This window comes from Rhizobium sp. YTUHZ045 (assembly GCF_051124255.1).
Lineage (GTDB): Bacteria > Pseudomonadota > Alphaproteobacteria > Rhizobiales > Rhizobiaceae > Rhizobium.
The window spans coordinates 850398-869972 of the sequence record NZ_CP101432.1 but is presented as its reverse complement, the minus strand read 5'-3'; the positions used below and the strand labels follow the sequence as shown (position 1 = coordinate 869972).

General features: G+C 62.5%; 21 protein-coding genes and 1 pseudogene. 7 read left to right on the top strand and 15 right to left on the bottom strand.

Annotated features, from left to right (window positions below; genetic code table 11):
- Positions 1 to 4: 4 nt before the first annotated feature.
- Entirely contained in the window at positions 5 to 1087 is a 1083-nt protein-coding gene (locus NMA58_RS04265; RefSeq protein WP_434712492.1) for an ABC transporter substrate-binding protein, read from the bottom strand.
- Positions 1088 to 1191: 104 nt separating this feature from the next.
- Positions 1192 to 2250 carry an agmatinase gene (gene speB / locus NMA58_RS04260; RefSeq protein WP_285193021.1) on the bottom strand — a complete coding sequence of 353 codons (1059 nt, stop codon included), beginning with the start codon at positions 2248 to 2250 and terminating at the stop codon, positions 1192 to 1194.
- 173 nt (positions 2251 to 2423) lie between these two features.
- Between speB and NMA58_RS04255 the strand changes: the two genes are divergently transcribed.
- Both NMA58_RS04255 and zwf read left to right on the top strand, forming a co-directional pair.
- Positions 2424 to 3302, top strand: coding sequence for a LysR substrate-binding domain-containing protein (locus NMA58_RS04255; RefSeq protein ID WP_430958740.1), 879 nt, complete (start codon positions 2424 to 2426; stop codon positions 3300 to 3302).
- Between the two features lie 179 nt (positions 3303 to 3481).
- On the top strand, positions 3482 to 4999 hold the full coding sequence (gene zwf / locus NMA58_RS04250) for a glucose-6-phosphate dehydrogenase (RefSeq protein WP_434712490.1): 1518 nt from the start codon (positions 3482 to 3484) through the stop codon (positions 4997 to 4999).
- A 12-nt stretch (positions 5000 to 5011) separates the two neighbouring features.
- Here zwf and NMA58_RS04245 read toward each other — a convergent pair whose 3' ends face one another.
- The 3 genes and pseudogenes from NMA58_RS04245 to NMA58_RS04235 all read right to left on the bottom strand — a co-directional run bounded on the left by NMA58_RS04245 (position 5012) and on the right by NMA58_RS04235 (position 6379).
- The gene (locus NMA58_RS04245) at positions 5012 to 5329 is read right to left on the bottom strand and encodes a hypothetical protein (RefSeq protein ID WP_434712488.1); all 318 of its coding nucleotides are present in this window, start codon (positions 5327 to 5329) and stop codon (positions 5012 to 5014) included.
- A 119-nt stretch (positions 5330 to 5448) separates the two neighbouring features.
- A pseudogene (locus NMA58_RS04240) lies at positions 5449 to 5899 on the bottom strand (NUDIX hydrolase).
- 87 nt (positions 5900 to 5986) lie between these two features.
- Entirely contained in the window at positions 5987 to 6379 is a 393-nt protein-coding gene (locus tag NMA58_RS04235; RefSeq protein WP_085780007.1) for a hypothetical protein, read from the bottom strand.
- 200 nt (positions 6380 to 6579) lie between these two features.
- On the opposite strand from NMA58_RS04235, the gene NMA58_RS04230 reads away from it, so the two are divergent.
- The 3 genes from NMA58_RS04230 (at position 6580) to NMA58_RS04220 (ending at position 12113) form a co-directional block, all read left to right on the top strand.
- Positions 6580 to 8136, top strand: a complete 1557-nt coding sequence (locus NMA58_RS04230; RefSeq protein WP_434712486.1) for a helicase HerA-like C-terminal domain-containing protein — start codon at positions 6580 to 6582, stop codon at positions 8134 to 8136.
- 330 nt (positions 8137 to 8466) lie between these two features.
- On the top strand, positions 8467 to 10059 hold the full coding sequence (locus NMA58_RS04225; protein WP_434712485.1) for an ABC-F family ATP-binding cassette domain-containing protein: 1593 nt from the start codon (positions 8467 to 8469) through the stop codon (positions 10057 to 10059).
- A gap of 533 nt (positions 10060 to 10592) precedes the next feature.
- Positions 10593 to 12113, top strand: coding sequence for an ABC-F family ATP-binding cassette domain-containing protein (locus tag NMA58_RS04220; protein WP_434712484.1), 1521 nt, complete (start codon positions 10593 to 10595; stop codon positions 12111 to 12113).
- A gap of 189 nt (positions 12114 to 12302) precedes the next feature.
- Here the strand turns inward: NMA58_RS04220 and NMA58_RS04215 are convergent, their stop codons facing one another.
- From NMA58_RS04215 to NMA58_RS04205, 3 genes are read right to left on the bottom strand one after another with little or no spacing between them, the layout of a single operon-like run.
- Positions 12303 to 13082, bottom strand: a complete 780-nt coding sequence (locus NMA58_RS04215; RefSeq protein ID WP_434712483.1) for a VOC family protein — start codon at positions 13080 to 13082, stop codon at positions 12303 to 12305.
- A gap of 49 nt (positions 13083 to 13131) precedes the next feature.
- A complete protein-coding gene (locus NMA58_RS04210) occupies positions 13132 to 13599 on the bottom strand; it encodes a DUF1579 domain-containing protein (RefSeq protein ID WP_434712481.1) in 468 nt (155 codons plus the stop codon).
- Positions 13600 to 13642: 43 nt separating this feature from the next.
- Positions 13643 to 14371 carry a DUF899 domain-containing protein gene (locus NMA58_RS04205; protein ID WP_434712479.1) on the bottom strand — a complete coding sequence of 243 codons (729 nt, stop codon included), beginning with the start codon at positions 14369 to 14371 and terminating at the stop codon, positions 13643 to 13645.
- 86 nt (positions 14372 to 14457) lie between these two features.
- On the opposite strand from NMA58_RS04205, the gene NMA58_RS04200 reads away from it, so the two are divergent.
- The gene (locus NMA58_RS04200; protein WP_430958812.1) at positions 14458 to 14979 is read left to right on the top strand and encodes a MarR family winged helix-turn-helix transcriptional regulator; all 522 of its coding nucleotides are present in this window, start codon (positions 14458 to 14460) and stop codon (positions 14977 to 14979) included.
- Between the two features lie 174 nt (positions 14980 to 15153).
- On the opposite strand, the gene NMA58_RS04195 is transcribed toward NMA58_RS04200, so the two are convergent.
- A complete protein-coding gene (locus tag NMA58_RS04195) occupies positions 15154 to 15576 on the bottom strand; it encodes an organic hydroperoxide resistance protein (protein ID WP_003569525.1) in 423 nt (140 codons plus the stop codon).
- 125 nt (positions 15577 to 15701) lie between these two features.
- Here NMA58_RS04195 and NMA58_RS04190 point away from each other — a divergent pair, with 125 nt between their 5' ends.
- Entirely contained in the window at positions 15702 to 16184 is a 483-nt protein-coding gene (locus NMA58_RS04190) for a MarR family winged helix-turn-helix transcriptional regulator (protein WP_434712477.1), read from the top strand.
- A 39-nt stretch (positions 16185 to 16223) separates the two neighbouring features.
- Here NMA58_RS04190 and NMA58_RS04185 read toward each other — a convergent pair whose 3' ends face one another.
- From NMA58_RS04185 to NMA58_RS04160, 6 genes are all read right to left on the bottom strand, one after another.
- Positions 16224 to 16460 (bottom strand): hypothetical protein, encoded by a 237-nt coding sequence (locus NMA58_RS04185; protein ID WP_285193011.1) that lies wholly within the window; start codon positions 16458 to 16460, stop codon positions 16224 to 16226.
- 140 nt (positions 16461 to 16600) lie between these two features.
- Positions 16601 to 16837 (bottom strand): 30S ribosomal protein S21, encoded by a 237-nt coding sequence (gene rpsU, locus NMA58_RS04180; RefSeq protein ID WP_011424510.1) that lies wholly within the window; start codon positions 16835 to 16837, stop codon positions 16601 to 16603.
- A 55-nt stretch (positions 16838 to 16892) separates the two neighbouring features.
- The gene (locus NMA58_RS04175) at positions 16893 to 17177 is read right to left on the bottom strand and encodes a cold-shock protein (RefSeq protein ID WP_085777400.1); all 285 of its coding nucleotides are present in this window, start codon (positions 17175 to 17177) and stop codon (positions 16893 to 16895) included.
- A 167-nt stretch (positions 17178 to 17344) separates the two neighbouring features.
- Entirely contained in the window at positions 17345 to 17554 is a 210-nt protein-coding gene (locus tag NMA58_RS04170) for a cold-shock protein (protein WP_085777399.1), read from the bottom strand.
- A 227-nt stretch (positions 17555 to 17781) separates the two neighbouring features.
- Positions 17782 to 18516, bottom strand: a complete 735-nt coding sequence (locus NMA58_RS04165; RefSeq protein WP_430958733.1) for a L,D-transpeptidase family protein — start codon at positions 18514 to 18516, stop codon at positions 17782 to 17784.
- A gap of 140 nt (positions 18517 to 18656) precedes the next feature.
- Entirely contained in the window at positions 18657 to 19463 is an 807-nt protein-coding gene (locus NMA58_RS04160; RefSeq protein ID WP_221114734.1) for a L,D-transpeptidase, read from the bottom strand.
- Positions 19464 to 19575: the final 112 nt, after the last annotated feature.

Sequence of the window (19575 nt, the reverse complement as noted above, 5' to 3'; positions counted from 1 at the left end):
AGCGTCAGCTGGCGATCATTTCCGTCCACTTCTCGTTCAGCCAGTCGGCCTTGGAGAGGTACATGTCGTAGTGTGGAATGATCGGTTCGATGTCGGAGGAAACCGCCGCAAATTCCTTCTCGTTCAGATCGGTCGTTTCGCGCTTGACCGTTGGCGACGTGCCCACCTTGCGTGACAGCACGGCCTGGATCGAAGGCTGACACATATAGTCGATGAAGATATGCGCCTCTTCCGTCTTCTTCGACGCCTTCGACAGCGCCCACGAACCTGCGTCCTGAATGCCGCCCTCCTTCGGGAAGGTCGAGCGAACGGGCTGGCCGTCCGCGGCGGCGAGGCCGGTCACGTCGTGATAATACTGTCCCATCGGGATTTCACCCGACTTCAGCGCCTGTTCGAACTGCGCCTCGTCGCGATACCACAGTCGGACATTCGGCTTCAGCTCGGCCAGCTTGGCGAAGACCTTGAGGATGCTCTCCTCAGTGTCGAGCGCCTGGGCGCCGCCGAAATAGGTCTTTGCCGTCACGTCGAGCAGGAAGGAGTTGGACACGAGCGCCAGCAGACCGAGCTTGTCGGCATTGGCCGGGTCCCACAACGCTGTCCAGCTGGTCGGCGCTTCCTTGTAGACGTCTGTGTTGGTGACCAGGGTGATGAACCATGAGACCGCGCCGATGCCGGCGACGCGGCCATCCGGGTATTTGTTGATGAAGCGCTCAAGCAGGTTGCTGGAATTCTTGATCTTCGCGAGATCGAGCGGAGCCCAGAGCTCTGTGGCCTGGCCCTTGCGCATCGACACCTGCGACATCATCGAAACGTCAGCCGGCGCCTGGCCCGCCTGGGCTGCCTGCTGCATCTGCACCAGCCAGGCCTCGCCGGTCGGCTCTGCGACGGATTCGACCGCGATGCCGGTCGCCTTGGTGAACTCTGGAAAGATGTTCTTGTCGAACGAGTCCTTGAAGTAGCCGCCATAAACACCGACCTTCAGCGACTTGTCCTGAGCGCGCAGCACATTGGGCATCGCCAACATGGCAACACCAGCACCTATTCCGACGCCGAGCACGGTGCGGCGGTTCATTGTCAATTTCGTCATCGTCTTTCTCCTAACCGATGCGGCACGCCGCTTCCCTCTTTCAATGTATTCGAGGCCTTTGCGGCCTTCTTGTCGTTCCTGGCCTTGTGCTGCGGCCAGGCCCGTCACGCGGTACGGCGGATTGCCGGGCTGAACGCCATCAGGCTCAATATTTCGAACAGCATCTGCGCGCCGGCATGGGCTGTGTTGGTGGTAGCGTCATACTGGGGCGCGACCTCGACGACATCGCCGCCGACCAGGTTCACGCCCTTGAAGCCGCGGATGAGCTCCAGCGCCTCGCGGGTGGTGAAGCCGCCAATCTCCGGCGTGCCGGTGCCCGGCGCGAAGGAAGGATCGAGGCTGTCGATGTCGAAGGAAAGATAGGTCGGCCCATCGCCGATGACGGCCTTCGCCTTTTCGATGATTGCAGGGATGCCCATTGCCGAGATCTCCTCGGCATGGATCACCGTCATGCCCGAGGCGTAAGAAAACTCCCAGAGATATTCAGCCGAGCCGCGAATGCCGATCTGAATCACGCGCGTCGGGTCGAGCACGCCGTCGAGCACGGCGTTGCGGAACGGTCCGCCGTGGTGGAACTTGGTCAGGTCGTAAGCACCGCCGGTGTCGCAATGGGCGTCGATATGGATCATACCGACTGGCCGCTCCTTGCCGACAGCCCTCAGAATCGGATGGGTGATCGAGTGGTCGCCGCCTACCGAGAGCGGCAGCACCCCTGCGGCAACGATCTGCGCGACGCGTTTTTCGATATCCTCATGTGACAATTCCAGCCGGTAGCGGCTCTGAAACGCTACGTCGCCAATGTCTGCCACGCGCAGTTCCTGAACCGGCGCGCAGCCGAGCACATGGTTGTAAGGACCGATGCGCTCAATGGCTCGCAACGCGCGCGGTCCAAAGCGCGAGCCCGGGCGGTTCGTCACGCCAAGATCCATGGGCACGCCGAGGATCGCCACCTGCAGATCACCGAAATCCGGATTCTCGTTGTCGACCTGCATCAGCGGGGCGGAGAGGAATGTCGGGATTCCCGAATAGGGCGCGAGCCGGGTGCCGCTCTTGTTAAAAATCTTCTCCGCTACCTTGCGGAACTCCGGATGGTGCAATTCACCGCCGTGGCTGTCGCCATATCTGGTTCGGAGTTCGGAAAGCTTGGTTTCATTCCAGGACATGACGGCCTTCTTGAGGATGACGATGCTGCGATCAGGATGGCAAATCGGTCCTCGGCTGCAGCTCTGCCGCAGAGGCCGATGGCTTCTTCAGTGATTGAACGGCAAGCTCGCTGGAAAATCAATTGATATTAATCTACAGTTTCATGCGATTTTTTCTCACAGGTCGTTGTCTCATGTCCAGCCGTCTGCCGCCCCTCAACCCGCTGCGCGCGTTTGAGGCCACTGCTCGCCATGGATCGGTTTCCGCCGCAGGCCGCGAGTTGAATGTCACCCACGGCGCGATCAGCCATCAGATACGCACCTTGGAGGAATCGCTCGGCGTGCGCCTGTTTGAGCGCGGCGGCAAATGGTTGAAGCTGACCAGCCAGGGCGCGTTGCTGATGCCGGTCGTCTCCAACGCATTTTCGGAGATCGCAGCAGCGAAAGCCGCGATGACCCGGCCGGCGACCGGCGGCACGCTGCGGATAACCTGTGTTGCGGCGGTGCTGTCGCTCTGGCTGATGCCACGGCTGCAGGAGTTCACCGATCAATACCCCGATATCCAACTCGACCTGCGCGCCTCGAATGACCCGAAAAATCTGAGTTCCCCGAATGTCGACCTGTGCATTCTCTACGGCGGCGGCAACTGGCCCAATTGTTGGTCGCGCCTCTGGAGCCGGATGGAGCTCTTCCCCGTCGCCAGCCCGGCCCTCATGAACAGGCGGCCGTTGCGTTCCCTGCGCGATCTGCGCGACCACATGCTCCTGCATGCCGATCGCGGCAATGAGTGGAACACCTGGCTCACCGCAGCCGGCGTTGCGATGCCGGCGCGCCAGCACATGATGAGCGACGCGCGCCTGTCTATCGAGGCCGCCATGTACGGTCATGGCATTGCGCTCGGCGACAACATCACCACCGCGCACATGATTGCACGGGGCGAGCTGGTCGCGCCATTCGATCTTACGGTTCCGGCCAATGACGCGGTCTATGTGGCCTGCCGATCCGAGGCTCAGGCGACGCCAATCGTCCGCGTCTTCATCGACTGGTTTTATGCTTCGCTAGTCCGCAACTGAGCATGGGTTGAGGCTGCTTGGCTGAGCGCCAACCTTGACATCGCCACGCCCGCTGCAACTCACCGGCTCTCGGCACTCCCGCCGCCCCAGTGTGTCAAATGGGCGTTACATCTCGCCACTTATGTTGCCGCGAAACCGGCAGGCAGTATAGTCGGCGGCAAAATCGGAGACGACACACAATGCACGCTGCCCCTACCCCGCCGGTCACCCTTGTCATCTTCGGCGCCACGGGCGACCTGACGCGCCGCCTCCTGGTGCCGGCGATCATCAACCTGACGCGCCAGGGCCTCGTTGGTGAGGACCTCAGCATTCTCGGCATCGGCATCGAAGCGGGCGACGACGAATTCCTGCGCGGGCGGCTCGATGCCTTCCTCAATCATCTGAACGGAGACGAGCAGACGGTCAAGGACCAAGCCTGGGAGAGCCTGCGCCGGCGCATTTCCTATATGTCGGGCGATTTTACCAAGGATGACATCTTTTTCGAAATCGGCAAGCGGCTGGGGCCGAACGCCAATGCCGCCTTCTATCTCGCGGTGCCGCCATCCTTCTTCGGCACCATCGTCGAGAAGCTTGCCGCCCATGGGCTCACCGATGAAAGCGAGGGCGTCTTCCGCCGCGTCGCGATCGAGAAGCCGTTCGGCACCGATCTCGCCTCTGCGCGGGCGCTCAATTCCCAAATCCTCGCCCAGATCGGCGAAAGCCAAGTCTACCGGCTCGACCATTTCCTCGGCAAGGAGACGGTGCAGAACCTGATGACGGCGCGTTTCGCCAACATGATCATCGAGTCCCTGTGGAACAGCCGCTATATCGACCACGTGCAGATCACCGCCGCCGAGATCGTCGATGTCGGCAGCCGCGGCAAATTCTACGATGCCACGGGGGCGCTGCGCGACATGGTGCCGAACCATCTCTTCCAGCTCTTGGCGATGATTGCCATGGAGCCGCCGAACAGCTTCGATGCCGAAGCGATCCGCAACGAGAAGAGCAAGGTGCTGAAGGCACTGCGCATCTATACGCCCGAGGAAGCAAAGAGGCATGGCGTGCGCGGCGCCTATGCGGCCGGCCCGCTCAACGGCGTCGATCTTCCCGCCTATCGCGACAGCAAGGATGTTTCGCCCGACAGCCGGACCGAGACCTATGTGGCGCTGAAGCTTTATGCCGATACCTGGCGCTGGGCCGGCGTCCCTTTCTATTTGCGAACCGGCAAGGCACTGACGGCACGCGACACCGAGATCGTCATCACCTTCCAGCCGGTGCCATTCGCGCAGTTTCGCGAGACCGAGGTCAATCGCCGCCTGCCGCCGAACCGGCTGGTGATCCAGGTACAGCCGGACGAGGGTTTGAGCATGGAAATCTCAATCAAGTCACCGGGGCTTTCGGTCGATACGACGCCCGTGTCGCTCGATTTCCGCTATGCCGACAAGTTCGATATCGGCAAGACGACCGGATATGAATCGCTGCTCTATGACCTCTTCATCGGCGACCAGACGCTGTTCCAGCGCGCCGACGGCATCGAGGCCGGCTGGGCGGCGGTGCAGCCCTTCCTTGACATCTGGAGCAAGGATCCGAGCACGCCCGAAGCTTACGCGCCGGGCAGTATGGGTCCCACCTGCGCCGACGAGCTCATCGAGCGCGACGGACGCAAATGGCACGAACTCGGGGTCATCCTGCACCGCGACAGCCAGAACGGCAAATAGGGCGTGCCTGGATCATTGACCTTCGCGGCATGCCGGGCTGACGGAGGCGCCGCTGTTGCCGCCCTGCGTGGCAAGCGCGCCGCGGGCCTTGCGCGGCGGGCAGCGCGCCCAGTCGACGCGGCCGCTCGGAGCGCCGTTGTCGACGCTGCCGGTTTCGATGGAGTCGAGCGGGATGACCAGACCGGTTTGCGGCTCGGCGCCTGGTGCGGTGCCGAGCGGCGGCGTGCCGTCGATGCGGCCGCTAGCATCCATGCCCATGTTCGATTGGGCAAGCACCGGGGCGGAAAGGCTGAGGAGAGCGATCGACGTTGCTGCAATGAACCTGCGCATGATGCTGTTCCTTCTGATGTCAACGATGCGGCAGAAACAGCAATTCTACTCCCTTGTTCCCTCTGGAGCGAGTACGGGCGATCAAAGTTTGGCGAGCAGATTCGAAACGTCACTAAGGCTCAATCACGCCATCGCGAGAGAACCGTCTCGAGGCCCGTCGGATAGAGATCGAGCCCGGCGTCACGCAGCATGTCGCGGCCGAACCAGCGCGCCGTCGCCGCCGTTTCGTCCAGTTCGCAATAGCGGATCTCGTCGCGCTCGTAGAGGCCTTGATCGGCCAGTTCGACATCGGCGGCGAAGATGAATTCGTGGCCGATCGAACCATGGTGTTCGAAGATATTTTCGAGAACATGCCAGGGGCCGACGGATTTCCGTGCCGAGCTCCTCCCGGATTTCGCGGTGCAGGGCCTGTTCGCGCGTCTCGCCGAATTCGATCGAGCCGCCGAGCGGCCGGACACCTTTGATGCGGCCACTGTCATCTTCCACTTCCGCGGCGAGCAAGCGGTTCTCTCGCCAGGCAAGGCCGATCACCTTCACCCTGATCTGCTGCGGCGGGCGCCAGATGGTCATGCAGTTCGTCCATCTTGAGAGCTTCAGGGAGCGACAAAAGTAAAGCCCCGCAGCGGCGCCGCGGGACTTTTGCCCTTCTGTCGTCGTTTAGACGAACTGGCTGAGGCCGGGGACGGAGGCGACGACTTCGTCGACGACCTCTTCGCCGGCATATTGCTTGGCGATCGCAATGGTCTCCTTGGCGAGCGAGGTGATCTCGCCCATGCCGAGGCCCTCGCCCATAAGCTGCTGGCCGAGCCCCATGATGCCGCCGCCGCCGAGCGAGCTCATCAGCCCGCCGAGCAGACCGCCGCCGCCGGCACCCGCGCCATTGAACTGGGCGACGAGATCGGCGCCGCCGGGGATGGCCTCGATCATCCGGGCGACAGGGCCGTCAGCAGCCTCGCGCTGCAGGAAGCCGAGCATCATGCCGAGCGCCTTCTCCGCCTGCTCCGGGGAAATGCCCACCCGATCGGCGATTTCAGTCACAATTCCATTCATCGTCAGCCTCCTCATATTTTTTGACGTTAACGTCAACGTTAATCGAGATTCGAATGCAACTCAAGCCAGCGGTTTCGCTTTCGATGCAAACAGTTGTCCGCATTCACCTGCCTGCTTATAACAGGGAAACAATGGTTCGATGAAGGCGACGGAAGCCGGACCTTCTCAACAAACGGCGGCAGGGCCGAAGGGAGATTGCGATGATCGAGGAAGGGAAGATTTTCATCGGCGCGAGCCGCAATCCCGACGACAGCATCAACAAGCCAGAATATCTCGACCTGAAGTTCGGAAACCGCCACGGTCTCGTCACCGGCGCCACCGGCACCGGCAAGACGGTGACGCTGCAGGTGCTGGCCGAAGGTTTTTCCCGGGCCGGCGTTCCGGTCTTTGCGGCCGATATCAAGGGCGATCTTTCCGGCATCGCCGCCAAAGGCGAGCCCAAGGATTTTCTCACCAAGCGCGCCGAGCAGATCGGTTTCACCGATTACGAATTCGACCAGTTTCCGGTGATCTTCTGGGATCTGTTCGGGCAGAAGGGCCACCGGGTGCGCACCACCGTCGCCGAGATGGGGCCGCTGCTGCTCGCCCGGCTGATGGACGCTTCCGAGCCGCAGGAAGGCGTTATCAACATCGCCTTCAAGATCGCCGATGAGGCCGGCCTGCCGCTGCTCGATCTCAAGGATTTCACCTCGCTTTTGAACTATATGGGCGAGAATGCCACCGAGCTTTCCAGCCAGTTCGGCCTGATCTCCAAGGCCTCGGTCGGCTCGATCCAGCGGGCGCTGCTCGTGCTCGAACAGCAAGGCGCCGAGCATTTCTTCGGCGAGCCGGCGCTGAAGATTTCCGACATCATGCGCACCCACACCAATGGCTACGGCCAGATCTCCGTGCTTGCCGCCGACAAGCTGATGATGAACCCGCGGCTCTATGCCACCTTCCTGCTGTGGCTGCTGTCTGAGCTGTTCGAGGAACTGCCGGAAGTCGGCGACCCCGACAAGCCGAAGCTGGTCTTCTTCTTCGACGAGGCTCATCTGCTCTTCAACGACGCGCCGAAGGTTCTGATCGAACGCGTCGAGCAGGTGGTGCGGCTGATCCGCTCCAAGGGCGTCGGCGTCTATTTCGTCACGCAGAACCCGCTCGACGTGCCGGAAACGGTGCTCGCCCAGCTCGGCAACCGCGCCCAGCATGCGCTGCGCGCCTATTCGCCGCGCGAACAGAAGGCGGTGAAGACGGCGGCCGATACCTTCCGCCCGAACCCGGCCTTCGACTGCGCCACCGTCATCACCAACCTCGGTACCGGCGAGGCGCTGGTCTCGACACTGGAGGCCAAGGGCGCACCATCAATCGTCGAGCGCACGCTGATCCGCCCGCCGTCGGGCCGCGTCGGCCCGCTGAGCGATGGCGAGCGCCAGCAAGTGATGGACAGGAGCCCCGTCCTCGGCGTCTATGACGAAGACGTCGACCGCGAATCCGCCTTCGAAATGCTGGCGGCGCGGGCAAAAAAGGCGGCGGAAGCAGAGGCCGCCAAGCGGGCGCAGGAAGACGCGGCCGAACAGCCGGGCACGACCTCCGGCTGGAACCTGCCGGGCTTCGGCAGCGATGACGACAACCGCCAGGGCCGCGGCCAATCGCGCGGTCGATCCGGCTACCAGCGGGAAACGGTGGTGGAAGCGGCGATGAAGAGCGTCGCCCGCACGGTTGCCACCCAGGTCGGCCGGGCACTGGTGCGCGGGATTTTGGGGAGCTTGAAGCGGTAGGCATTTGCCGCGGCAGCGCGCTTGAGCCCCTCATCCGCCTGCCGGCACCTTCTCCCCGCTCGCGGGGCGAAGGGACCAGGCCGCGACCTCTCGGTCCCTCACGAAGCTCTCGCGTGGCACGTCCCCTCGCCCCGTTTACGGGGAGAGGGCTAGGGTGAGGGGCAGCTATCAGGTCTGCTTGAAAGAATGCAGAATCGCCACTTTGCCTTGAACCCAACGCCTTCCTCCCCTAAATTCCCCCCATCGACCATTTCAAGAGGATGTGTGCCGCAATGGATTTCAACCCGATCGCAATGCCAGTTCGCCTTGCCAACGGGGAAATCCATAACCATGCCTGCATCCATTACTCTCTCGCAAATTTCCTGGGCGACGCCTGACGGGCGGCCGCTTTTTTCCGATCTCGATCTCAGTTTCGGCAGGGACCGCAGCGGTCTTGTCGGACGCAACGGCGTCGGCAAGACGACGCTGCTGAAGCTCATCTCCGGTCAGATCCGGCCGCATTCGGGATCGATATCGATCAACGGCAGCCTCGGCGTGCTGCGCCAGAGCGTTCAGGTTGCGGCTGACGAAACCATTGCCGATCTCTTCGGCGTGGCCGGGGCGCTCGCACTTCTGCGTCGTGCCGAAGCCGGCGCGGCAACGGCCGACGAGGTGGCCTCGGCGGACTGGTCGCTGGAGGCACGCATCGCAACCGCGCTCAACCAAACGGGACTCGACGCGGAGCCGCAGACGCCGCTTGCCGCACTCTCCGGCGGGCAACGCACACGCGCCGCGCTTGCTGCGGTCATCTTCAGCGAGCCGGATTTCCTGCTGCTCGACGAACCCACCAACAATCTCGATCGCGACGGCCGCGCGGCGGTGATCGCGTTGATTTCAGGCTGGCGGGCCGGCGCCGTCGTCGTCAGCCATGACCGGGAACTGCTCGAAAGCGTCGACCAGATCGTCGAACTGACCTCGCTCGGCGCGACGCGCTACGGCGGCAACTGGAGCCATTACCGCGAGCGCAAGGCCCTCGAGCTTGCCGCCGCAGAGCATGATCTTGCCGATGCCGAAAGGCGCATGGCGGAGGTCGCCAGGAAGGCGCAGGCGACCGTGGAGCGTCAGGCACACAGGGACAGCGCCGGGCGGAAGATGGCCGCCAAGGGGGGCATCCCGCGCATCATGCTCGGCGGCATGAAGGAGCGGAGCGAAACCACCGGGGGCGACAATGCGCGTCTTGCCGAACGACGGCGCGCCCGGGCGCTTGAAGAGGCCAAGGCGGCGCGCGAAAAGATCGAGATCCTGCAGCCATTGTCGGTGAGCCTGCCGCCGACCGGGCTGCCGGCCAGCAAGATCGTGCTGAAGATCGACGGCGTGACGGCAGGCTATCAGCCGGATGAACCCGTCATCGAGAATCTGTCATTCGACGTGACGGGACCGGAACGTATTGCCATCACCGGACCGAACGGTTCGGGCAAGACAACGCTGCTCGCGCTCATCACAGGCGAGCTCAAGCCCCGGGCAGGCACCGTCTCAATAATGACCGGTTTCGCCATGCTCGACCAGAAGGTGAGCCTTCTCGATCCGTCGACGTCGATCCGCGACAACTTCCGCCGGATCAACCCGCAAGCCGATGAAAACACCTGCCGGGCCGCGCTTGCCCGCTTCATGTTCAGGGCCGATGCGGCAATGCAGACGGTTTCGACCCTCAGCGGCGGCCAATTTCTGCGCGCCGGACTTGCCTGCACACTCGGCGCCGCACCACCGCCGCTGCTGATCCTCGACGAGCCGACTAACCATCTCGACATCGACTCGATATCAGCGGTCGAGGCGGGTCTCATCGCCTATGACGGGGCGCTGATCGTCGTCAGTCACGACGAGACATTTCTCCAGAACATCGGCATAATCCGGCGGCTGGAATTGCCGGGCGATGCGGTTGGGTGATTGCGAGGTAACAGCAGCGCCCGCCGCCGGCACCGCTCCATTCCCCACCCGCTTATGAGAGCGCGGCATCCTCCAACGTCCCTCATGCTGAGGTGCGAAGCCCCAGAGGGCGCAGCCTCGAAGCACGCCGCAACGCTGCTTCTTACATCCCTCTGACGCCGGCGCACCCGCCTCGTCCTTCGAGGCCCCTACGGGGCGCCTCAGGATGAGGCTCTCTTGGGCTCCGCGGCTCACTTGCCTCATCTTGCGCGCAATGGTATTTCCATCCTGCAACCCTTTCGAGAAAGGAGGATCACGCTATGCAGTATTATTTCCGGCATCATCGCCAGCGTGGTCCCGTCAACGCCCTGCAAATGCGTTTGCAGGGCTGACCAGAGACGCTTTTACATCTCTTCCTGGTCTGCCCTTCGTGGCCGATGCGCCGCCGTCAGTTGACTGCGCGCATTCCCTTCATTCCGGGCGCGAAAGACGCAATCCGTGATGGCCTGATGCCACCGATTTCGTCTGCTCCCGGTCAGGACCAGAGAACGAATATGACCCTCATCAATATGCACAATCTCGGCGTGACGCTGAGCAAGCCGCTGTTTTCCAACCTCAATCTCGTCGTCAATTCAGGCGACCGCATTGGCCTCGTCGCCGCCAACGGGCGCGGGAAATCCACCCTGCTTGCCTGCATCACGGGCGCGCTGGAGCCGAGCGCGGGCGAGATCACCAAGGCGCGCGGGCTGACGATCGGCCATGTCGCGCAGAATGTGCCGGCCGCCCTTTTCGATACGCCGTTCTATAATGCGGTGCTGCAGGCGCTGCCGGCCGATCAGGCCGAAAGCGAGAGCTGGCGCGTCGACCTCGTGCTGGAATCGCTCGAGGTGCCGGAGGTCATGCGCGGCCGGCCGCTGAAGCAATTGAGCGGCGGCTGGCAGCGGCTGGCGATGCTTGCCCGCAGCTGGGTCAGCGAGCCTGACGTGCTGCTGCTCGACGAGCCGACCAACCATCTCGATCTCGAAAGGATCGCGCAGCTGGAAAGCTGGCTGAATGCGCTGCCGCGCGAGGTGCCGGTCATTCTCTCCAGCCATGACCGCGCCTTTCTCGATGCGACGACCAACCGGACGTTGTTCCTGCGGCCGGAGCAATCGCCGGTCTTTGCGCTCCCCTATAGCAGGGCACGCGCCGCCCTCGACGAGATCGACGCCTCGGAGGCACGCCGGTACGAGCGCGACATGAAGGCGGCGGAGCAGTTGCGCAAGCAGGCCGCCAAGCTCACCAATATCGGCATCAATTCCGGCAGCGACCTGCTCGTCGTGAAGTCGAAGCAACTGAAGCAGCGGGCGGAGAAGCTGGAAGATGCGGCAAGACCGGCGCATCTCGAACGTTCGGCCGGCGCCATCCGGCTTGCCAACCGCGGCACTCATGCCAAGGTGCTGGTGACACTGGAAGACGCGGCGGTGACGACGCCGGACGGGACGCTGCTGTTCAAGACCGGTCGTCAGTTCATCTGCCAAGGCGACCGCATCGTGTTGCTCGGGCTCAACGGCGCCGGCAAGTCACGGCTGGTGTCGATGCTGAAGCAGGCGATCGAGAGACCGGGGACCGGGCCGGATGGGATCAAGGCGACGCCATCACTGGTTCTCGGCTATGGCGACCAGGCGCTTGCCGATCTTGCCGACAAGGATACGCCGATCGGCATGATCATCCGCCGCTTCGATGTCGGCGACCAGCGGGCGCGGGCGTTGCTCGCCGGGGCCGGCATGACGATCGATATGCAGGCGAAACCGATCGGGCAGCTTTCCGGCGGCCAGAAGGCACGGCTCGGCATGCTGGTGCTCAGGCTGACGGAGCCGAACTTCTATCTGCTCGACGAGCCTACCAACCATCTGGACATTGAAGGCCAGGAGGCGCTGGAAAGCGGGTTGATGGCGCAGGAGGCGAGTTGCCTGCTGGTATCGCACGACCGCAGTTTCGTGCGGGCAGTGGGAAACCGCTTCTGGCTGATCGAGAAGAAGCGGCTGGTGGAGGTGGAGAGCCCGGAGGGGTTTTTTGCTTCTGTCGTGAGGTGATTGTGGGATGCCTCGCAAGAGGCTGCCCCTCACCCTAACCCTCTCCCCGTTCAAACGGGGAGAGGGGACGTGCCCTGCGAGAGGCCGGTGAGGGAACGAGAGGTCGCGGCACATCCCTTCTCCCCGCAAGCGGGGAGAAGGTGCCGGCAGGCGGATGAGGGGCCCATTGCAGATCGCAACTGCGAAAACCTACCGCTTCGGCGCCACCAGGCAGAAGAAGGCGCCCTGGGGATCGGTGGCCTGGATGATCCAGCTGCCGCCGGGGACTTCCATCGGGCCGTTGACGACCTTGCCGCCGCCCGATGTGACGCGTTCGATCGCCGCGTCGATGGCGGGGACGATGAAATAGTAGCTCCAGCAGGGCATGGGCACGCTGTCGGGCTTGGTCATCATGCCGCCGATCTGCCGGCCGTCATGGGAGAAGAGGTAATAGACGCCCATCGGCCCCATATCCATCTCGCTGTCCTTCGTCCAACCGAATCGCTTGGAATAGAAGTCCAGCGCCTCTTTGCCGTTGCCGGCATAGAGTTCGTGCCAGCCGATATTGCCGGGTGCGTCGGGGGCGAGTTCCGGCCAGGTCTGTTCCATCGGCGCCGGCGTCATGATGCAGATGACGGCGCCATGCGGATCGGCGACGACAGCGAAGCGGCCGACGGTCGGGATGTCCTGGGGCGGCCGGCGGACTGCGCCGCCATTGGCGGCGAAATCTCTCGCCGTCTGATCGACATCGTCGACACCGACATAGCCCGTCCAGTTCGGCGGAATGCCCTGGCCTTCAAGCTCGGCCGGAAACTCCATCAGGCCGGCGACCCCGATGCCGTTCGCCTCGAAGACCGTATAGGTCGGCATGCCTTCCACCTTCATTTCGGAGGTGGTCCAGCCGACGACGGAGCTGTAGAATTTTGCGGCGGCTGAGGTGTCTGATGTCATCAGCTCACACCAAATGAACTTTCCATGCGTCTTGGACATCATGCTCTCCCTCTTCTGACGCCGCCTTTTCGCTTGGGCGTCGTGATTGTCAGATTTTGCGGATGTAATGCGCTTCCATGAACTGCTTCCACGAGCCGTCCTCCTGCTTGGCGCTGGAGGTGAAAGTGCGGCGATTGTCGTCGATGAAGGTGATCTGCTCGCGGTAATCGGCAAGGCCATCGCCGCTGAAGTCGGGTCCAGTGGTATAGAGGTCGAGAACATTGCCGGAGGCGTCGACCTCGCCTTCATAGACCCACATATAGTCCATCATGCTGCCGATCCAGCTGCCGACATATCTGCCTTTTTCAGCGTTGTAGCCGAGCGTCAGGATCGTGGTGGCCGGCTTGCCGTCGGGCATATGGCCGGTCCCTTCGGCGACGAACCAGATGCCGTGAAGGGAGCGGACGGTCTCCGTCCAGTCGTGGCCGTCGGACATCTCGGGTGCGGTGACGCTCCAGTCGCCGACAAGTCTTTCCAAAAAGGAATGCTCTTTCAGTACTTCGGCGGCCTTCATCATGCTCTCCTCCCTTCGAATGACGATATCCCAGATGTTTGATGGCTCAGAGACAGCAGGACGATGTCGTCGGAGCATCCTCATATTCATCATGGCGGCGTACGAAATTCATCGTGCTCTCCTCGTTGCGGCCCTTCGGCGCGCGGTCGAGGATCATCAGGGTGCCGATCAGTTCCTCCGGGCCGCGGGCGTAGCTCGAATAGGTATGAAAGACCTCGCCCCTGTCGTTGCGGTAGAAGGCGCTAAGGCCCGGCAGTTCGTCATGCGCCTCAGCCGGCTCGATAGAGGTGAAATTGTAGAAGACCTTGTCTTTGGCAAGATCCTCCGGACTGAAAGAGACGTGATAATCGAAATTGAAATCGCTGCCGAAGGACGAGACCCAGGGAAATTTCCAGCCCATGCGTCTTTTGTAGGCGGCGATCTTGTCGAGCGGAGCACGCGAAACGGCCACCCAGGTGACGTCGTGATGGTTGAGATGCGGCAGCGCGCCATCAACGTGATCCGAGAGGAAGGAGCAGCCGGGGCAGCCGGCCTGCCAGTCGGGACCGAGCATGAAATGATAGATCAGAAGCTGGCTGCGGCCGTCGAAGAGATCGGCGAGCGATTTCTTTCCCTCGGGCGTTTCGAAGACATAGTCCTTGTCGACCTTCACCCAAGGCAGCGCCATGCGCTCGGCGTTGATGCTGTCGCGCAGCTTCGTCGCCTCTTTTTCCTTCAAGAGCAGGGCACGCCGGGCCTCCAGCCATTCCTCACGGGAAACAACTTCGTTCTGCATGAAATGCGCCCTCCTCCGGCGCTGCCGGCGAGCCGGCTCATCCCCTTCTCCTTGACTAATTACATTGATATCAATATAAAATGAGCATGTCAAATTCGATCGAGATTCCCTTTTCGACGACGCTGATGGTGCGCGACACCTGCCTCTGCCTGCATGTGCAGCGCGCGGCACGCGCGCTTGCCCGGCTGTTCGACGATGCGCTGCGGCCGGCCGGCCTCACCAACGGGCAGTTTTCCCTGATGATGTCGCTGAACCGGCCGGAACCGCCGCCGATGGGGCCGGTCGCCGCCCTGCTCGCCATGGACCAGACGACGCTGACGGCGGCGCTGAAGCCCTTACAGCGCAGGGGCTGGGTGGCAGTGGTGGAGAACCCCAAGGATAGGCGCGGCCGGCTGCTCAGCCTTACCGCAGAAGGCAAGGCGGTACTGGCAAGAGCACTGCCGATCTGGGAAAGCACGCATGCGGCCCTCGACGATGAATTGCCGGGCGGCGGCGTTCTACGGCTGCGGCAGGATCTGCAGGCGCTGTCGGGGGTGACGGTGGAAGCGCCGAAGCCGGCTGAGGCGTCGGGCCGGCCGCGTCAAAGTGGACGGGCGACGGGCGATTAGGGCGACCTGCCCCTCATCCGCCTGCCGGCACCTTCTCCCCATTTTGACGGGAGAAGGGATATGCCGCAACCTCTCCGTCCCAAGCCGACCTTTCGCAGGGCACGTCCCCTCCCCCCGTCAGAACGGGGAGAGGGTTAGGGCGAGGGGCAATTCCAAGGCGCTGAATCGCCGTGATCAGGCGACGGTGACCGGAACTTCGGTCGAGGTGCGCATGGCGTGGCTGTAGGGGCAGACGATGTGGGCCGCGGCAGCAAGTTTTTCGGCGGTTTCGCGGTCGAGGCCGGGGATATTGACCGTCAGAGCCACTTCGATGCCGAAGCCGGTGCCGTCTTCGCGCGGGCCGATGCCGACCTTGGCGGAGACGGTCGTCTCTTCCGGAATCTTGACCTTCTGCTGGCCTGCAACAAATTTCAAGGCACCGAGGAAGCAGGCGGAATAGCCGGCAGCGAAGAGCTGTTCGGGATTGGTGCCGGTCGCGCCATCACCGCCGAGTTCCTTGGGAACGGTCAGTGTCACGTCCAGAACGCCGTTTTCGGAAACGGCGCGGCCGGCGCGGCCGCCGGTGGCAGAGGCTTTGGTCGTATAGAGAATAGGCATGACGATCTCCTTTGGTTGGCCCTTCGATCGGGTCGGAGTTTTACTATCGCACAATTAAATTGTACGCAAGTTAATTTTGCAAATTGCATTTCACGAATGGAAAGAGGACAATCGCGGCCTCGGGGATGACGGATATGAAAGCGCAAACGGTAAAGACGATGGAGATACCTGAGGAAGAGAAGCGGCTGGAAAAGCAGCTGTGCTTCGCCGTCTACGCGACGGCGCATGCTTTTACCCGCGCCTATAAACCGATCCTCGACAGGGTCGGCCTCACCTATCCGCAATATCTGGTAATGCTGGTGCTGTGGGAACGCAGCGCCCTACCGGTGAAGACGATCGGCGAGCAGTTGGACCTCGATTCCGGCACGCTGTCGCCGCTGTTGAAACGGCTGGAGCAGAGCGGGCTGATCAAGCGCATCCGCGATCTGCGCGACGAGCGACAGGTGATCGTGTCGCTGACGCCGAAAGGCGAAGCGATGAAGTCAGAGGTCGATACGATCATGACGGCGATCGGAAAAGCCGCCGGCTGCACGATCGAGGAAATGGCCGAGATGCGCGACATTCTGCATCGGCTGCGGGCCAATCTCGGCCGGGCCGGCGACGGCTGAAAGCCCCTGCCCCAAGCCGGTATGACGTCTGCGGCGGGATCAGGACCGCCGAGTGGCGGCCTTCGCCGTCGAGCGGCGCTTTTTTGCAGGCGCAGGTGCGGCATCCGCGTCTTCGGCGGCCTGCTGCAGACGAAGCGCCCTCAGCTTCTCCGTCTTCTTGTCACGCGCCGATGCCTCGGCGGCAATGATGGCGCGGGCCGTGTGATCGGTCGCTTCGGCCTTGTCGCGAGACGAAAGCTTGGCGGGGTTGAAGAATTCTCCCTTGGTGGCGGTCATGTGCCCCCTTTCTCGGGTAGTGCCGGCGTTTGATCCTTGCATTTCGGATGCCAACATCATTTTACGGCCGGGCCGTACTTCCACAAGGCCGAGATGTGGCGACCGGCCCGTGACATTAGGGCCGGCATGCCACGGCCGGATCAGCGAGCGCGGACAGCCTTCTTCGGCGCCGGCAGCAGGCCCTCGCGCTGCAGCTTCTTGCGGGCAAGTTTGCGCTGGCGGCGAACGGCCTCCCCCTTTTCGCGGGCACGCTTCTCGGACGGCTTCTCATAAGCGCTGCGCGCTTTCATTTCCCGAAAAAGCCCTTCACGCTGCATCTTTTTCTTAAGCACGCGCAACGCCTGATCGACATTGTTATCTCTAACGAGTACCTGCAAACGAATATCCTTCCTGTCGGCGGCGAGGCCGCTGTCATATGATAAAAACGGCGGGCTACTTGCCCATGCGGATTCCCGAAAATTTCAGCCACGGCTCGGCATCATCGGCTTTGGCGGCCGCCTCAAGTGACGCCGCCCGTGGCGATTCCCCGATGTCGATATCGTCATCGGTGATGCGGCGCTCGAAATTCTCGCCGGTGAACTGAACGCGATATTGCACGTGCCCGTGATCGTTGGGCAGGATGCTGGCGATCCGGCATCGCTTGTCTGCCTTTGCCGTGCGGGTCAGGCCGGACTTCAGCACGATCATGTCGCCGACCTTGTAACTTGGTCTGCTCATTCTGCGTCCCTCAACTCTTCGGCTGCTCAACTTCAAAACAAAAGGCCGGGCTTGAACCCGACCTCTTCCAGTCATTCAGCCACCAAGCTGCCTTTGATGGTCAGCGCGCTGCCAGTACATCCGTGGTCAGCGCGCCGCAATCTGTGGTCAGCCAAGGCGAATGACAATCATGCGGCCTGAAGGTTGTCGGCCGCGCTCTTGCCGGAACGCTTGTCGCGGACCAGATCGTAGCGGACCTTCTGGCCTTCGGTGAGTTCGCGCATGCCAGCGCGCTCGACTGCCGAAATATGGACGAAAACGTCCGTGGAGCCGTCATCAGGCTGAATGAAACCGAAACCTTTGGTGCCATTGAACCATTTGACTACGCCTGAATTCATAACGATTTCCTTTTCAACCGTTTGAGTGCACCCGTGGCAGAATATCCGCGGGAAATATCGATGCTGAGAGGAGATCTGACGAAGCGCGTTGGCGCATGGACAAAGGTCACGAGCATATTCGATAGGCACCATGTAGGCCTTTTACCGAATTAAGCAATGCTAAATCGAAAATAAAACTTTTCCGAGCGGTGAGCAGAGGCGGCCGACTGGCGACCGCCCCGGCGGCGTCACTGCCAGACGACGATCGGCGCCTTTGTCGGAACGCGGTCGTAGAGATCGATGATATCCTGGTTCAAGAGCCTGACGCAGCCCGAGGAGACGGCCTTGCCGATCGAGCGCCAGTCGGGGTTGCCGTGCAGGCGATAGAGCGTGTCCTCGCCGTTCGAGAAGATATAGAGGGCGCGGGCGCCGAGCGGGTTCTTCAGGCCCGGTTCCATGCCGCCGTTCTCGATCGAATATTTGACCAGTTCCGGCTGGCGGGCAACCATCTCGTTCGGCGGCTTCCAACGCGGCCATTTCTGACGCCACTGGATGACGCCCGATCCCTGCCAGGCGAAGCCCTCACGACCGATGCCGACGCCGTAGCGCATCGCCATGCCGTCGGCCTGGACGAGATAGAGGAAACGCGACGGCGTATCCACGACGATCGTGCCTGGCGGCTGGCCGGTAGGGTCGAGGACACGCTGGCGATAGTAGCGCGGATCGATCTCTTCATAAGGAACGGCGGGAATGAGGAAGCCGCCGTCCTCGACGGGTCCGTACATGACGGCAAGCTCCGGACCGCTCGGCACGCTCGACGCTCCCGGTGACTGGAACAGGCGCATGGGCGAGCGGTAGATGATCGACGTGTCGCCGGATGTCACGGTGTTGGCGGAGGAGGCGCAGCCGGTGAGCGCGGAGGCTGCCGTCAGAGCCGAAAGGGAAAGAAAGCTGCGGCGGGAAAGATGTCTATCGGAACTCATGACGCGGGACTGATTTCCTTTGATGCGGGAATGCTGGAATAACGACATCAAGAAATCTATCGGCTTGCGCCAAATAAACCATAGCTTCACGCAGACGTGTTCCGGCCGGAGCCGACGATATGAAGAGCGCTGTTGCAGCGCTACATCACAACGATCTCGGCCTTGGCGGGAAGCCGGTCATAGAGATCGACGACATCCTGGTTCAGCATGCGCACGCAGCCCGACGATGTCGCCTTGCCGATCGACTGCCAGTCGGGCGTGCCGTGGATGCGATAGAGCGTATCCTGGCCGTCCTTGAAGATATACATGGCGCGCGCGCCGAGCGGGTTCTGAAGCCCGGGATTCATGCCGCCGTTTTCCGCCGAAAAAGCGCGGACTTCCGGCTGGCGCGAGACCATTTCGACCGGCGGCGTCCAGCGCGGCCATTTCTGCTTCCACTGAATGACGCCGCGGCCCGACCAGGCGTAACCGTCGCGGCCGAGGCCGACGCCGTAGCGCATCGCCTTGCCGTTAGCCTCGACCAGATAGAGGAAACGCGCCTTGGTATCGACGACGATGGTGCCGGGGCGCTCGGTCGTCTGATAGTCGACCTCCTGACGCAGGAATTGCGGCTGGATCCGGCTGACCGGGATCGCCGGCAGAGTGAAGTCCTCGGCGCGCTGCTCGCCATACATCGCCATATGCACGGGATTGGTGAGCGGCAGGCCGTAGGTCTGGTGGAACTGGGTCTTGTAAAGCTCGCGCGTCTGCGGCACCGGCTGATCGGGGATCGGCCGCACCCGGCGCGGATCGACGCCCGGCGGCTGATAGAAGACCGGCGAGGTTTCCTGGACGAAGCGGGCGGGCGAATCGGCAGCGACATCGGGGATCAGGATGTTGCAGCCGCTGAGCGGCGCGACAGCAATCATAAGCCCGGCAATCGGGAAAACCCGGTGCAGAAAATTCATGGGACCACCCTAGTCAACGATCGGCGAGACAGCGATATCTGGCGCGACGATTGCATTCGCGGCTGGTGCGAGGCTGGCGTTCGTTGCAATGCACGACCATGGCTGTTCCACC